The organism is Paenibacillus vulneris (assembly GCF_039543185.1).
Classification (GTDB): Bacteria; Bacillota; Bacilli; order Paenibacillales; family NBRC-103111; genus Paenibacillus_S; species Paenibacillus_S vulneris.
In genome coordinates, this window is the sequence record NZ_BAABJG010000014.1 from 163371 (window position 1) to 179542 (window position 16172).

12 protein-coding genes are annotated in these 16172 nt (G+C 49.4%); 3 read left to right on the plus strand and 9 right to left on the minus strand.

Going from position 1 to position 16172, the window contains the following annotated elements; all coding sequences use genetic code 11:
• Window positions 1–14: 14 nt before the first annotated feature.
• Window positions 15–1814, minus strand: coding sequence for an alpha-L-fucosidase (locus ABEA66_RS13010; protein ID WP_345587855.1), 1800 nt, complete (start codon window positions 1812–1814; stop codon window positions 15–17).
• Window positions 1815–1953: 139 nt separating this feature from the next.
• Here ABEA66_RS13010 and ABEA66_RS13015 point away from each other — a divergent pair, with 139 nt between their 5' ends.
• Window positions 1954–2823, plus strand: a complete 870-nt coding sequence (locus ABEA66_RS13015) for a helix-turn-helix transcriptional regulator (protein WP_345587856.1) — start codon at window positions 1954–1956, stop codon at window positions 2821–2823.
• A gap of 3 nt (window positions 2824–2826) precedes the next feature.
• Here the strand turns inward: ABEA66_RS13015 and ABEA66_RS13020 are convergent, their stop codons facing one another.
• The 5 genes from ABEA66_RS13020 to ABEA66_RS13040 all read right to left on the minus strand — a co-directional run bounded on the left by ABEA66_RS13020 (window position 2827) and on the right by ABEA66_RS13040 (window position 8379).
• On the minus strand, window positions 2827–3780 hold the full coding sequence (locus tag ABEA66_RS13020; protein ID WP_345587857.1) for a D-2-hydroxyacid dehydrogenase: 954 nt from the start codon (window positions 3778–3780) through the stop codon (window positions 2827–2829).
• Window positions 3781–3886: 106 nt separating this feature from the next.
• Window positions 3887–5122, minus strand: a complete 1236-nt coding sequence (locus ABEA66_RS13025; protein WP_345587858.1) for an MFS transporter — start codon at window positions 5120–5122, stop codon at window positions 3887–3889.
• 138 nt (window positions 5123–5260) lie between these two features.
• Window positions 5261–5746: a MarR family transcriptional regulator gene (locus ABEA66_RS13030; protein WP_345587859.1), complete on the minus strand. Its 486-nt coding sequence runs from the start codon at window positions 5744–5746 to the stop codon at window positions 5261–5263.
• A 249-nt stretch (window positions 5747–5995) separates the two neighbouring features.
• Window positions 5996–7318 carry an ABC transporter substrate-binding protein gene (locus ABEA66_RS13035; protein WP_345587860.1) on the minus strand — a complete coding sequence of 441 codons (1323 nt, stop codon included), beginning with the start codon at window positions 7316–7318 and terminating at the stop codon, window positions 5996–5998.
• A gap of 323 nt (window positions 7319–7641) precedes the next feature.
• Window positions 7642–8379, minus strand: a complete 738-nt coding sequence (locus ABEA66_RS13040) for a rhamnogalacturonan acetylesterase (RefSeq protein WP_377740077.1) — start codon at window positions 8377–8379, stop codon at window positions 7642–7644.
• Between the two features lie 206 nt (window positions 8380–8585).
• Between ABEA66_RS13040 and ABEA66_RS13045 the strand changes: the two genes are divergently transcribed.
• Window positions 8586–9410 (plus strand): helix-turn-helix domain-containing protein, encoded by an 825-nt coding sequence (locus ABEA66_RS13045; RefSeq protein WP_345587861.1) that lies wholly within the window; start codon window positions 8586–8588, stop codon window positions 9408–9410.
• A gap of 60 nt (window positions 9411–9470) precedes the next feature.
• On the opposite strand, the gene ABEA66_RS13050 is transcribed toward ABEA66_RS13045, so the two are convergent.
• From ABEA66_RS13050 to ABEA66_RS13060, 3 genes are all read right to left on the minus strand, one after another.
• Window positions 9471–10799, minus strand: a complete 1329-nt coding sequence (locus ABEA66_RS13050; protein WP_345587862.1) for an ABC transporter substrate-binding protein — start codon at window positions 10797–10799, stop codon at window positions 9471–9473.
• A gap of 453 nt (window positions 10800–11252) precedes the next feature.
• A complete protein-coding gene (locus tag ABEA66_RS13055) occupies window positions 11253–13079 on the minus strand; it encodes an ABC transporter ATP-binding protein (RefSeq protein ID WP_345587981.1) in 1827 nt (608 codons plus the stop codon).
• Window positions 13080–13119: 40 nt separating this feature from the next.
• Entirely contained in the window at window positions 13120–14862 is a 1743-nt protein-coding gene (locus ABEA66_RS13060; protein ID WP_345587863.1) for an ABC transporter ATP-binding protein, read from the minus strand.
• A gap of 146 nt (window positions 14863–15008) precedes the next feature.
• Here ABEA66_RS13060 and ABEA66_RS13065 point away from each other — a divergent pair, with 146 nt between their 5' ends.
• A complete protein-coding gene (locus tag ABEA66_RS13065) occupies window positions 15009–15971 on the plus strand; it encodes a D-2-hydroxyacid dehydrogenase (RefSeq protein WP_345587864.1) in 963 nt (320 codons plus the stop codon).
• Window positions 15972–16172: the final 201 nt, after the last annotated feature.

Below are 16172 nucleotides of genomic sequence, written 5' to 3' on the forward strand. Positions count from 1 at the left end.
TACTTGAAAACACCCTATATCGTTTCACCAACAGGCTTCAGCTGAACTTCCTTCAAATTCATCAGAGCTTCCCCTGATATGGAATCCGCGCTGACGGTTAGTCTGTACTCACCCGGTTGATCCAAACGGATCACTCCTAGCGTCTCGTCTATAAAGGAGTAGCCATTGCCTTGGGGAGTCACCTGACCGGACAGCTTCTGTCCTGCCGTTTCCACGACAAAGGTGCCGCCCGCCGTGCCTTCCTCAGCGCAATAGACCACCTTGACTGCATAGGCACCCGCCTCTGCCGCCCGATAGGTCCATGTAATACGGTCTGCTGCGTTCGTCCAGTTCGTTACGACGTCACGGCCCGCTTTCCCGGTATCGTATCTGAGCTCACTGCCTTCAATATCCCCGTCAAAGGCTCCGAACACATTCAGATGATCCTTGCGATGAAGCCGTTTAACCGGATTCGCATCGACGGTTCCCTCGATCTCGAGCACAACCACAGTTGCATTGGCGTCAAGCGGCGCACCCGGAACGGATATTGCAATATCCTCTTCGTTCAGACGACGGTGTGCAAGCGGTGCTTTGCGTTCGTCCGCCAGCAAATACGCCTTGACGATGGGATTGTGCAGCCCCGGCACAATCAGCTCGCCGCTGGCAGGCCAATCGAACACATGCAGATACAGGGTTTGCCCTTTGGCTGTGCAGCGCCCCCATTGCGGCTTCCCGATCGGGCTGCCGGTCGTGCCATACACGCTTTCCCCGTTGACTTTCATCCATTGACCGATATCCCGCAGAATCTCTTTCGATTTGTCATCGAATTCCCCTTCCGGGGTCGGGCCGACATTAAGCAAATAGTTGCCGTTCAGGCTGAACACATCGATCATATTATGCAAAATGCCCTTGACCGATTTCCAGTTATGGTCCGTCTTTTTGTAGCCCCAGGAGTTGTTCATGGTGTGTATCGATTCCCAATCCTTGCGGTTGATTCGAATATGCAGCTGATTGTCCCCGGAATTGCCGTAATCGCCGAAGCCGTCTCTTCTCACCCTGCGGTTGACCAGGCAATTCGGCTGCAGGCTGCGTACAAAATCAACAAAACGCTGCCCCTGCTCATCCGTTATTTTATGTCCGCAGTCGAACCAGATAATCGCTACGTCGCCGTATTGGGTCAGCAGCTCCTTCAGCTGCGGGAACGCTTTTTCATTCAAGTACCGCTCGTAACGAGTTCGTTTATCCTCGTCGTCGATCCAGGATTCCAGCGGGTCCCACGCGCCGATATTGTTAGGATAGTCGTGGGTGTTGCCCTGTGAATCCGGGTGATGCCAATCCATCGAATGGGAATAATAGAAGCACAGCTTCACATCATGCTTGCGGCATGCCTCCGCCAAGTCCTTCATCGGATCGCGCCCGTACGGAGAACGCTTCACGATATTGAAATCAGATACTGCAGAATCGTATAACGCAAAGCCGTCATGATGCTTGGCGGTAATGACCAAATATTTCATACCGGCTGCTTTGGCCGCTTTCACCCAAGCTTCGGCGTCAAAGCTCACCGGATTAAATTCCTCCGCCAAAGCTTCATATTCCTTAACCGGAATTTGCCCTCTCAGCATAATATGCTCGCCATAGGCGCCCGGCACTTCCTTGCCCTTCCATACTCCGCCCAATAGGGAATACAAGCCCCAGTGAATAAACATGCCGAACCGGGCTTCTCTCCACCAGGCAAGTCTCCGGTCCTGCACCTCTTCCGTATATTCCGTGGATGCTGTTCCTTGCTCGACAGCTTCCGCCTCCGCATTGTCCATATACATATCTTTTTTAATCATAGGAACCTCCACTATTTTCTGACTGCTCCTCTATTGTACGCCTGGTATGCTATAATCCATATGGATGCGGCTAACTCATATTTGTACCAAACTAACTTTTATCGAATTGGAATGACTCTCCTCAAGGTGGTTAAAACCTATGGTCACTCAAAATGAAACGGCAATCAGTCACTTTTTGTCTGAAGTTAAGGTCGAGCTTATGATTTCACTGCTGAGCAAGTGCAAGCCTAACTGGGTACAGGGGCCTTTTATGCCGACGTATAGCAAGATCTATTACATTCTGGACGGCGAAGGTAAAATGATGGTAGGCGGTCAGGAGCTGTTCCCCAAGCCGGGGCAGCTTGTCTTCGCACCAGCCGGTCTTTCCCAATATTTCTCTGTCACCGATACGAGCCATACATACAAAATGTTCTGGTGTCATTTTACGTCCAACATCAGCTTAATGAACTTGTTCACTTTGTTTCATCTTCCCTTCTGCATTACATCGACAGATCATGATGCCGTTATATCGGCTTTTGAAAAATTAGTGTTCGAGTACAAAAACGGCTCGGGGCCGGCCAAATCGATTCGACTCCAATCCGCGCTTTTGGCAGTCATCTCCTGCTATATTGAACAAGCGGTGCAAGCCGCCCCCCAAGCTCCCGCAACATTAGCCAGCAATAAGCTGAGCACGGCGCTTCAATATATCGACGCCAATCTGACCAAGGAGCTGACCATTACCGAGCTGTCCGATCTGGTGCACCATCATCCGAATTATTTCATCCGCTTTTTCAAAAATCATCTGGGTATGACGCCGATGGCCTATATCTATGAAAGAAGATTGGAGAAAGCGAAGCAGCTTCTGATGACCTCCGACATGTCTATCGGGGAAATTGCGATGGCTACGGGGTTCCATGACATCTTTCATTTTTCCAAAGCGTTCAAAAAAAGAATAGGCGTAGCCCCATCCGAATTCCGCAGCTGGCCACATTCTTCCAACAGCCGGGACCCTGATGAGGCTCGCGAGTAACCGTTAATACTGCAGGTCATAATCGACCCGATTGATAGTCGGCTCGTTCCCTTGAATGTATTGCTGCAAATTGTGCATGAAGATTTCAAAAGCCCGTTCGTTATATTGATCGGTCGATCCCGAATTGTGCGGTGTCATAATCACATTATCCAGGCTCCAGAGCGGACTTGACTCCGGCAGCGGCTCCTGCTCAAACACGTCCAGACCTGCCCCGGCGATAGTCCCGTTCTGCAACGCTTCCACCAAGGCTTCCGTATCCGTCGTACCGCCCCTCCCGATATTAATGAACATCGCCGTTCGCTTCATCTGCTCGAACTCGGCTCTGCCGAAGCGATGCTTGGTTTCGTGTGTTAGCGGGAGGGTTACGACCACGTAATCACTTTCGCGAAGAACCGTCTCCAAGCCGCTATTATCGTACATCTGATCTACGTACTCACTGGATCCGCCCGATCTGCGGACGCCAAGCACCTTCATCCCGAATGCCTTGGCTATTCGTGCGGTCTCTTCTCCAATGGCTCCAACGCCAATAATTCCTATCGTTTTCCCATGAATTTCTCCGAGTGTTCCTGTACCCTTCCATTGCCGCTCCAGCTGATTTCGTATGGAAAGATGCAGCTTTCTCGTAAAGCCGAGCATCATCCCGAATATGGTTTCCGAGATCGGGAACGCATGAACACCGCTAGCATTCGTAAGGATAATGCCTCTTGACGCCAATTCCTCTAAAGGAAGCTTGTCTACTCCCGCTCCCCAATTCTGTACCCAACGCAGCTTGGCATCGGGCTGCAAGCATTCCGATTCGCAGGAAGCTCTCCAATCGATGACGATTTCCGCTTCCTTCAAATGCGGCAGCCATATCTCCTTCTCCTTACCGTGGATCAGCTCCCACCCCGGGGCCGCTTGACGAATACGCTGTTCCTGCTCAGCTGTTAAGGAATGAACACAGACCATTTTGGACATACTATCAGCTCCTTTCCTATATTATACCACTGGACCCAAGCTCTACATATAACAGCGGAACCAAAAAACACAGCCTAGTCCTTCAATAAAAGAACTAAGTCTTTACTTATTTACACAACGTACCCTTATACAAAACGGGTATTGCCGCTGCTATAAGGATCACACCCATCAAAGCCGGGGCGACATGGCCAAGGGAAACATAGATTTGGCCTCCAACGACTGGCCCAATTATTCTTGCTAGAGCCTGAATAGATTGGCTGCCTCCTTGAATCCTGCCTTGTTCACTAGCATCGACAGACTTGGAAAGCATTCCATTAAATGAAGGCCCAAAGATCGAATCGCCAAAACCGAATAGAAACATCCCCGCGATAAGAAGGGGGTAGAATGAGAATAAGGCCGACAGCGCTATAAGACTGTAGCCTACAATTTCCGAAACCATTCCAAGAATGGCTATCTGTGCATCACGGAGTTTTACCAAAAGCTTTGGCATGATGAAGCCTTGGGAAATGATGTCTTGAACGCCCATAATGGAAAACATAAGTCCGATGAGTACAGGTGCCCAATGGAAAGTATCTATCGTAAATTGTGAAAAAACAGCCTGTAAAGATCCGTTGGGAATCCAAAGTAAGAACGCCGAGACAAGCAGCCTTTTTAAGGTTTTCATGGAAAGCACGTTGACAAGCTGTGTGAATGGATTCAGTCTTACAAAGGTGATCTTTTCCAGTCTATTGTTCTTGCCAAGGCTCTCCGACATAAAAAAGTATCCGTAAACAACATTTAGTAAGGTTATTATGGCGCCAAAATACATAGGTGCAGAATAACCAAACTTGGCAATCAACCCTCCTAGCGCCGGGCCAATAGCGGAGCCTGCACCTGCAACCGCACTCACCCACCCAAAATATTTGGTGCGCTGTTCTCTGGGGGTAATGTCGGCAAAATAGGCAAAGAGAGTGCTTATGCTCCCGCCTGCTATACCCTCTATTATGCGCCCGGCAAATAGCACCCATAGCGCTCCTCCCATACCGAAAACGAAGTACCCGATTGCAGAACCCAAGAGGCTTATCAAGAGTAATGGACGACGGCCATATCTATCGCTCAAAGCTCCAAGTCCGGGGGCAGCCAAAAACACGCAAACCACATAAACAGAGGTCAGCAGCGTAACAACGACAGCTTGATCTCCCGGATTGCCTGTATAAGGCTGTACTAGGAATGGGACGACAGGGGTTATGATACTGAAGCCTATTCCGCAAAGAAACACGGACATAAGACCGAAGAGTAACGTCTTTTTATCTACAGCTTGGGCCATGTTCTTCTGCTCATTAGGTGATCGAAATTGGGACACTTACTTCTCTCCTTACTGTAATTTTGATTCCAAGGAAACAAAACCATCGTATCACATTTTTGTTTCCTTGTCACCAAAATATCAGCAATAAAAAAGACACCCGTTCTCCATAGAGTCCGGCTGCCTGTGAGCGGATTTTCATGATTCATCTTGTTCCGACTTCATATCCATACCCTGCTTTTTTATTTCCGCATCCAAATGCCTGCAATACGTTTCTAAAAAGCTGAGCATACTATCAAATTGTTCCTCGGTTACCTGCTCAAATACGGCTTGATCCCGCTCTTGAAACTGTTTGTGCAGCTCCTCGTGGATTTTATAAATGACTTTTCCCTGCTCCGTAATCCTAAAATAGATTTCTTTCTTGTTATCCGGCTTCTGGTAGCTTTCGATAAGGCCTTTGTTTATGAGCTTCTTCGTTAATTTACTTATGGCACCGCGAGTCATATAAAAGGCCTCCGCAAGCTTTGTCACGTTAGAATCTGCGTTTCTTCCAATGTATTCGATACTATGTACTTCAGAAGGCTTATAACCTTTAAGGCTGTCTTCCATCTTAGACTTATTAAGGTAAACCATCTTATTGAATAAGTCCCTGAATGCCATAACGACCTGTTCTTGCTTGTTCATGGCCTGTCCTCCCGCGTTGGTGCTTGTAACATAGGATTCCCCCCATAGAAAAAGGGATTAGTTCATTATCATTGGTATATTTATTATAAGCAACATAGCATAAAAAACCATCCCAAGCCATTCCATGGCATATAAAATCATGAAACCGAGAGGTAGTCCTGCTCCCTCACCGAACATTGATACATTCTATAATGCAAAAAACACGGGTTCCGATCGCTCGAAATCCCGTGCTTTGAAAAGTCCTGCTTCTTATTTGGTTTTTGCTTTAGCTGCATCCACGGCTTTGTTCGCCGTTTCTTCAATTTTACGGAACAGGGAGTTGATGTCCGTATCTCCGAGAGCCGCCTCATGAATAGCATCCTCGTAAGCCTTTTGCGCCTCTCCTTCATAGGCCGAACGCACAGGCATAGGAGCGTATTGGTTATAGAACAGGGCGCTCGTATTTTTATCCTTGTACTTGCTGTCCTGCGCAAATTGCTTCTTGATCGCATCGTCCTTCAGAACGGTCATCGTTCCGTTGCGAACCTGCTTCGTTTGGTACTCAACGCTAGTCAAATATTGAATAACCTGCATCGCTTCTTCTTTATGCTTGCTTTGCTGGGTTACGCCCCAATAGAACGGATAAGCCTGTGAACCGATTTTCGGCAGCTCCTTGAAAGTAGGCAATGCGGCAATATCCCAGTTCATTCCTTCCGAGCCGGCAGCCGCCCAATCCAAATCGGATAAATAAGCGATCATGGCGAGGTTTCTGTCCTTCAGGAACGGATCTTTATAGGGAAGCTTGTTTTTCAAGCCGACCATTGCCTTCTTGTAGCCAGGGTTGTTGGCTGTATTGATATAATACGTTTGGTACAGCTGCTTCCACTTTTCATCCGTGTTGATCGTCGGTTTATCCGTCTTCGGATCAAGGAAGTTTAATCCCAATTGATTCGCTTTAATCGTATGTGCAGGGGATGCGGCGAAGCCCAGGTACTGCTTATCTCCATCTGCCCGGGTTAACGTGCTGGCTATCTGTGTCAGCTCTTCCCAAGTCATATCGTTCTTCGGATAAGGGACGCCGAATTTATCGAAAATGTCCTTATTATAGAACAGGATTACGTTCATGGAGCTTACAGGAAGGCCGTAAATCCCGTTCTTGGACATGTTTTTGGCAAAATCAATCATGGTCGGCTCGAAAGCGCTTAAATCAATGTTATTTTTCTTGATCAGATCCGACATGTCATAAGCAAGACCGTATTTATCTACCGTATAGAAGTAGTTGGTGCTTTCGTAAAAAAGATCAATCGTTTGACCGGAGGCTACCATTTCATCAATCGTGGTGCCGGTCCCCTTCTTAATATACTTGATGGTAATATTCGGGAATTTTGCCTTGATCGGGTCGCTAAACTTTTGCTTTATTTCTTCCTCGGAGGTTGCTGAAGTCGAGTAGAGCACCAGCTCCACCGGCTCATTACTTACTCCCTGCTTCTGATTTCCATCGCTCGAAGTCCCCTCCGCTCCCTGCTTGCTGCTGCAGGCCGTCGTTAAGGCGACGAGCATGGCCGTCGATACGATTAAACTTTTCTTTATCATGTTCAAATCCCCCTTGTTTTTCTCTTCAAGAAAGCGCTTCATTTCTAAGTCAATTTAACAATATCATAAAGAAATTGAACAATCTTCATAATTTTTGCCCATAAATTTCATATTTTTGTTCATTTTACAAAGAAGGCAGAAATAGCCTATAAAAAAATGCGGTTTTTATGCAATCGCTTACTTCCGGACGCAAAAAAAGGACCCCTGCCATCCGGGATCCATTGAATGTGAGTTTGTCGAGAAACTTGCAAAAACTGGGAAATAGTATCACAACCCGTTGGGATGCCCTCCCCCCGGTCGTTACAGTTCTCAGGATGCAACTGCTATTTAATCACATGCCGGCTCAGAGGAAGCTGCAGCTCCACGATGCCTTCCACGACGAGCTTCGCCATTTCCAGCGCACCCCGTTCGGAAAAATGCGTATTATCCTGAACGCCTTCCGGATAATTCGGGCTTTGCCCCGGCTCAAGATGCAAGAACAGCTCTTTGGTTGCTTCGGGTCCCAGCTTCTCGAACAGCGCCTTGCTTTTGGCCGTCAAGTCGATGACAGGAACCTCCAATTCCTTGCCGAGCGATTTCATAGCTTCCGTGTAGAAACGATGGGAATCCTTAAGCCTCCCGTTAGCATCGAAGCCGTTGCGCTCCACCGGAGTGATCAGAACCGGTTCAGCCCCCTTGTTCCTGGCCCCGTCGATGTATTGCTTCAAAAAGCTCTTATACGTCGTGTTCGGCTCCGTATACCTTGAAGGGTCCTCTTTCTTCTCATCGTTATGTCCGAACTGAATCAGCAGATAATCCCCCTTGCCGATTTGCTCCAAGATCGGGTCCAGTCTGCCTTCGTCAATAAAGCTTTTGGAGCTTCTTCCGGAGGAAGCCGCGTTATGTACGTTCACCTGCTTGTCCAGCAGGGCTCCGATCATTTGTCCCCATCCCGCGCGAGGAGCCCGGTCCGCCGTGTAATTTGATACGGTGGAGTCGCCTGCCAAGTAAACCGTAATCTGCCGGGAAGCGGCTTCCCCTCCCATGTTATGTACTGCTTTGCCTTGCTCTTTCGAAGTCATTCCATCTCCACATCCTGTTATCCATAATAGCAGTAACAGCACCGTAATTCGGGCTGTCCGACCAAGCTTCATCATATCGCACCCTTCCAAGCTGCCGCAAGATGTCTGAACCCTCTGCGTTGACATCCCCGGTTCATTTGTTATTCTTGTACATAGCAGGCCCGGTGACAGCGCTTGCTTACGATTCCTTGGGGAGGCGGCTCTCATTGCACAGCAATTTCTCCATATCTGTCGCTAAACGGGCAGAGACATACAATTTTATCAAATATCACTACCATAATTTCTACGAGATCTATTATCTGTTAGCCGGGGAACGCAGATACTACATTGAGGATAGAACGTTCCTGGTCAAAAAGGGCTCCCTCGTATTCATCAACAAAAATCAGCTCCACAAAACGATGGAGGGCTCGCATCCCGAGCATGAGCGGGTCGTCCTCTATTTCACCGACGCCTTCATCAAGCCGTTCCTGCAAGAGCAGCCCGACCTGCTGCTGCCCTTTCAAGAAAGCTGTCTGCTGGAGCTGAACCTTCAGGAGCAGAGCCGCATCGAGCATATATTGCTCGAATTGATTCGCGAATATGGCAATACCGGCCTGCACGGACGGGAGCTGTATTTCAAAACGCTCGTCGTACAGCTGCTGCTGTTCTCGATTCGCAAGCTTTCCGAGAGCTCGGAAGTGCCCCATAGCCGGCTTCATCGCACGATTTTGGCGGTGCTTGATTATTGCGGATTGCATTATCACGAGCCGATAAGCTTGCATTCCGTCGCAGAGCGGTTTCATGTCAGCGACTCGTATTTAAGCCGGTTGTTCAAGCAGCATACGGGCTTTCATTTTACGGAATATATCCATGCCTTTCGAATTCGTGAAGCGCAGAGGCTGATTAAGGAGACCGGGCTCAAGATGACCGACATTGCCGAACAGGTCGGCTATATTAACACGACTCATTTTAACCGCAAGTTCAAGCAAGTCGCCCGGATGTCGCCTTCCGCCTACAAGAAAATGATTAAATCCGTGAATTCTGGCACCTGAACAGACGGAACGGGCTGCCCGCTTCGTCCTTAATTTGCACTATTTCTTCACTCAAAGTGCCTATTTCTTCAAGGCTGAAGCTATCGCTTTATCTGCTTCCTCCTGCGCCTTTCTCAGAAGGCTGTTAACATCCAGCTCTCCTGTGTACAGGGAGGGAATCAGATCCGTCAGCTGCTTCTCGCCCGTATTTTCATAAGGCCCTTTAGCAGGAGTTGCTGCAAAGGTATGGTAATACACGGCGCCCCAATTCACTTTTTTCGCATAGTCCTCACCAAGCGCCTTCTTCACCTCCGGCGTGGTTAAAGAACTGATCGTTCCCGCCTTGGACAGCGTAAGCTGAAATTCATCGGACGTTAAATAGTTCAACACCTTCATAGCGGCGTCCTTCTCTTTGCTCGTATTGGAGATACAGATATAATTCGGATATACCTGAGCCGCCATACCGGGAACCTCCTTATAGGTCGGGACGGATACCATATCCCAATTCATTTCATCCATCCCCGGGAAGAAGGCCGTATCCGTGAAAAATACCCACATAGCAATGTTGCGGTCCTTAATGAATTGGTCCATGCCAGGCAGCTTATTCTTATTATTCCTCACATAATCGCTAAACCCCGGCTCCTCCAGCTGCCCGTTAAAAATCGTCGTCAAAATCGTTTTCCACCTGCCGTCGCCCAATGTGGATTTGTTCGTCTGAACATCAACATATGGGAGGGAGAAGGGACTCAGCTTCAGCACATGTCCGGTGGAGGTAACCAGGCCCAAGTACTGAATTCCGTCTTCTTTTCTGCTCAGCTGCTTGGCAACGGCGAATACTTCATCCCAAGTCATCCCGTCCCTCGGATAGGGAACCCCGAATTTATCGAAAATATCCTTGTTATACATCAGGGACATCGCCTGCATGGAGATGGGTAGACCGTACAGCTGCCCTCCGGCCATCGCCTTCATGGCATCAAGCGCCACGGGTTCGAACCGGTTCAGGTCGACATTTTCCTTCTTGATCAGCGGACTGATATCAAACCCCAGCCCGGGGTTTATGACCCCGTCAATCAAGCTTGACAGCGATTCGAACATCAAATCGATCGGAGTACCCGCTGTCACCATATCCTGCGTGTTAATTTTACTGCCCCTCTGCTGCATAAAATTGAACGTGTAGTTTGGGAACTTCTCCTTCAAATATTTTCCGTACAGTTGATCAAACTGCTCTGTCGTCAATCCGGCTCTTGAAGTGATACTTAATGTGACAGGTTTATCCGCAGCCTCCTCTGTCCTAGACAAGCCTACCGCATCCCCCGCCGGGGCGCCTGTTGAACTGCAGCCTGCCAGCAAGGTCATGAGCATGGATGCCGTCAAGCCGACGGAGCACGGCAAAGAGATCCTTTTGTTCATCGATAAAAGCTCCTTTCATTGTTGATGGCATGTAAGCGCTTCATATTGATTTTTAGAACAAGATGCTTTTCAAGGATTAGATCTTTATCAGAATCATACCCTCCTAATTTCTGGAATAAAAAACTATGCTTCACATTGTAATCAAATTCATTCCGGCAACTCTAGGCTCATTTTTGTTATTCGGCTGAAAGTTTGCTATTTTTGACTATAAAATTTATGTTTACGAATAAAATTTGTACGATTAGATTAAATAAAATTACAAATTTTTGTCGTTATCCTTGTATTATTTATTATTTTTGTCATGGCTCATGGGCATCTGTAGTATAGAAAGCAATAATAACCACGCAATCCATAGCCGAAGCAGAACCTGTTACTTCACGGTGGCCACGGAGCTTCCAATGCAAAAAAAAGACCCGTCCCCGCATCAGCGGAGCCAGGTCTTGATTTGTGGCTCTAGTGAGAGCCTTCCATATTACGAAACTGATTATAGAACATTTGATAGTAGGTGCCTTGACGCTCGATAAGCTTGTCATGGCTTCCCTGCTCCACGATCTCTCCATGGTCGATGACCATAATCGAATCGGCATCCCTTATCGTATTCAATCTGTGTGCGATAATGAAGCTGGTTCTGCCCTCCATAATCTTCAGCAGGGCATCCTGTATATGCAGCTCGGTCCGCGTATCAATGCTGCTCGTCGCTTCGTCCAAGATCAGAATAGAAGGCTTTGCCAAGATGACCCGGGCGATAGCGAGCAGCTGACGCTGCCCTTGGCTTAAATTGCCTCCATTCTCGGACAGCTCCGTATCATACTGCTTGGGCAGTCTCTTAATAAAGGCATCGGCATTGGCCATTCTGGCCGCCATCTCCACTTCTTCGTCCGTAGCATCCGATTTGCCATATTTGATATTTTCCTTAATCGTCCCCGAAAATAAATAGGTATCCTGAAGCACGATCCCGAAGCATCTTCGCAGACTGTCCCGGGTGTATTCCTTAATGTCACGGCCATCAATATAGATGGTGCCGGACGGAATGTCATAAAACCGGGTAATCAGGTTCACGATCGTCGTCTTCCCCGCTCCGGTCGGACCGACCAGCGCCGTACTGCTTCCCTGAGGCGATTCAAAGCTGATATTTTTTAAGATGGGAACATCCGGTCTGTAGCCGAAGGTCACATTATCGAAGACTACATGCCCTTTCGTCTCTTTCAGCTCGATAGCGTCAGGCGAATCGGCCGGTTCCTCCTTCTCATCCAGGACTTCAAACACGCGCTCAGCGCCTGCAACCCCGGACTGAAGAATATTGTACGTATTCGCCATTTCATTGAGCGGCCGTACGAATTGGCGCGAATAGCTGAGGAAGCTGGCGATAACCCCGACCGTAATGTGTCCTTTGACAGCCAGTACGCCTCCGACGATCGCAACAGCCGCGAAGCCGATGTTATTGATAACGGCAAGGAGAGGCATCAGGAAGCCGGAAAAAATTTGCGCCTTTAATCCCACCTCGTACAGCTTATCGTTCACGGAATTGAATTCGTGAATCGCCTTCTCCTCATGGTTGAACGCCTTAACGACATGAATGCCGGAAATCGTCTCCTCGATATGGCCGTTCAGCTTGCCCAGCTGGGCCTGCTGCTCCTTGAACAGTACGCTGGTTCTCTTCGTTATCGTCTTGCCTAGAATGTAAACCAGCGGCACGGTAATGAGTGTAGCCAAAGTCAGCAGCGGACTTAAAATGATCATCATCGTCAGGGATCCGACAATCGCAATCGTCCCCGACATCAATTGGGTGGTGGATTGCGAGATCGTATTGCTCACGTTATCGATATCGTTGGACAGTCTGCTCATGACCTCCCCGTGCGGCCTGGAATCGAAGAAGGACAAGGGCAGCTTCTGCAGCTTGGCGAACAGTGTCGTTCGCAGGTTGCCTACGATCCGCTGTGATACCCCGGCCATAAACCAGCTCTGCAGGAATGTCAGCACGCCGTCGGTCAAGTACGCTGCAACCAGCGCCAGGATCATCAGCTCAAGCATTTGAAAGTGAACCGAGCCGTTGGAGGCGGTCATGGAATCGACCGCCTTTCCGATAATGTACGGGCCGGTCAAAGTAACCAAGGCGTCCACCAGAATAAAGAGGAATACGACGGCCAGCATCCTCCGCTGGGTACCGACGAATTTCCATATTCTGCGCAGGGTCGCCTTGAAATTTTTCGGCTTGACGACCGGACCGCCCCGCCCGCCGGGGCGCGGACCAAAGCCGCCGGGTCGTCCGGCCTGCAGCATAGGAACTTCCTGCGGCGGTTGATTGTCTCTGGATGTGTCATTAGGCTTCGACATTCCTATGCGCCTCCTTCCCCATTTGCGATAAATAGATTTCCTGATACACCTGGCAGCTTCTCATCAGCTCATCGTGCTTGCCTATGCCGACAACCTCGCCTTGATCGAGCACGACGATTTTATCGGCGTCCATAACCGATGAAATTCTCTGCGCGATAAGAATGCAGGTAAGGCCCTGCGTATACTTCTTGAGCCCCTCCTTGATTCTCGCTTCCGTCGCCGTATCTACAGCGCTTGTACAGTCGTCCAGAATAAGAATTTCCGGCTTTCTGACCAGAGCTCTTGCAATGGAAACCCGCTGCTTCTGACCTCCGGAGAAGTTGATTCCGCGCTGGCCGAGCCGGGTCTCATATCCCTCCGGAAACGAAGTAATGAACGGGTGGGCCTCCGCAATTTCCGCCGCTTGGATAATTTCCTCCATCGTCGCGTCTTCCTTGCCCCACCGGATGTTTTCCGTCACCGTCCCTGTGAACAGTACGGTTTTCTGGGGAACGATCGCGATTTTCTCTCTAAGCTTGGCCGGATCGATCCGGGTCACATCCACTCCGTTTACCTTTACCGTACCGGAGGTGGCGTCATAGAATCTCGGGATCAGCCCGACGAGGCTGCTTTTGCCCGATCCGGTGGAGCCGATGATGCCCACGGTTTCGCCCGGCATGCAGGTCAACGTTACCCCTTTGACCACCGGGTCGCCGGAAGCCCCTTCATAGGAAAAGCTGACATTTTCAAAATCCACTCTGCCGCTTTGCTGCGGGTTTAACTGCGTATCCGGCTTCCAGGTCATCCTGGACTGCTGATCAAATACTTCCCCGATCCGCTGGGCTGAGGCTTTGGCCCGGATGAACATATTGAACACCATGGAAATTGTCATTAAGGAAAACAAAATTTGCGTCATATAGTTAATAAACGCAATAATATGCCCGACCTGTATACTTCCGTTCGAGACCCCCAATCCCCCGAACCACAGCACCGCAATAATCCCGATATTGACCGTCAGCATGATGGCCGGGTTGAAGATGGACATGGCCCGCATCGCTTCAATGGAGCGCGCCTGGTACGTCTCGTTCACATGATGAAACTTGTCGACCTCATAGTCGAACCGGTTGAAGGCCTTGACGACGCGCACTCCGGACAAATACTCCCTCATCACGCCGTTGACGGAATCCAGCGCCTTCTGCACCCGGATAAACCGGGGGAATCCGATCTTCATGTTCAAGGCTATGAGAATTCCGACTATGGGAACCACTACAGCCAACACGATCGACAGCTGAGGATTCAGACGCGTAGCCATAATCAGACTGCCTATACACAATAAGGGAGCTTTTACGAAAATCCGCATCAGACCGTTTGTAAAATTCTGCACCTGAGTCACATCGTTCGTTAAGCGAGTGATTAAGGAGGCTCTCTCAAATTGGTCGATGTTCTCAAATGAAAGCGTTTGTATTTTAGCAAATAAATCTTTTCTAAGCTCCGCCCCGAACTTCTGCGATACGCGGCTGGCCAAAATGTTGCGCCCTGTTGCCGCCAACGCGCCGAGGAATGTGATCAGCAGCATAAATCCGCCCATGCTCAGAACATAATTCATGTCATTGCCGGCTACGCCCACATCCACGATATGCGACATCACCGTGGGCAGAGTCAAATCCGCCAAGGCTTCACAGGTTAAAAATAAGACCGCAATCGTAAACAGCTTCCAATACTTACGAACGTATTTTTTAAAGAACGACAAGGCCCTGTTCTTCCTCTCCTAATTTATTTAGCTTCCCTATATAAAACATACTCCTTTCAAACCAAATTGTCACTTCATTTTTCGCACAATTTGTTTGTAGTATAATGAGATTCATAGCAGCCCATATCAAAGGAGGACCTGGCCTTATGAACATTGTTGTGCTGGACGGATATACCTTGAACCCCGGAGACTTGAGCTGGGATAAAATCTCCCGGCTTGGACCTACCGCCATCTATGACCGGACTCCCGCCGAGCTCATCGTAGAACGGGCGGCGGATGCCGAAATCGTATTGACGAACAAAACGCCTCTGTCCGCAGCAACGCTCGAAAAGCTTCCCAAGCTTCGTTATATCGGCGTTCTGGCAACAGGCTACAATATTGTAGATATCCATGCCGCCCGGGAGAAGGGCATCCCCGTGACCAATATCCCTACCTACGGAACGCATTCGGTTGCCCAATTTGTGTTCGCTATGATATTGGAGCTGTGCCACCGTATAGGCCGCCACGATGAGGCCGTTAAAGCTGGAGAATGGACAAGCAGCATCGACTTCTGCTTTACGAAATCGCCGCTTATCGAGCTGTCCGGCAAAACCATCGGCTTGATCGGCCTGGGCAAAATCGGCACTCAAACCGCCCGCATCGCCCAGGCGATGAATATGCGGGTCTTAGCCGTAGGCAGCGGTCGCAGCCGTCCTCAACCCGTCGAAGGAGTCGAATGGACGGATATGGAAACGCTGCTTCGAGCCTCGGATATCGTGAGCCTTCACTGCCCGCTGACCCCGGATACGGAGCAGCTTATCAACCGCGAGCGGCTTGCTTGGATGAAGCCCACCGCCTTCTTGATCAACACGGCGAGAGGCGGCCTCATTCACGAACAGGACCTGGCGGATGCGCTGAATGGGCAAGCCATTGCCGGCGCGGCGCTGGATGTGCTGTCCGTCGAGCCTCCTCCAGCCGATAACCCGCTGCTGACAGCGAGAAATTGTATTATTACCCCGCATATCGCATGGGCTACCCAGGAGGCTCGCGCCAGACTTATGGACACAGCCGCTGATAATGTCGCTGCTTTTCTGGAAGGCAAGCCCGTCCATATCGTTAATGGAATATGATCAGGCTAGGCATTGTGCCGGACTCCCTTGGATGTCCGGTTTTTGCCGTGGAGACCGCTGTGTATCGCCGAGATCGCTGCAACAGTAGAAGGAAGAATGCGGGAAGAGAGTCTGCTGCATGGCTTGCGGGGATTTCATTGGGCTTGCGGATCAGCTGAGTTACTTAACTTAAGGTAACTAAATGAGGTCAAGTTGCGTACT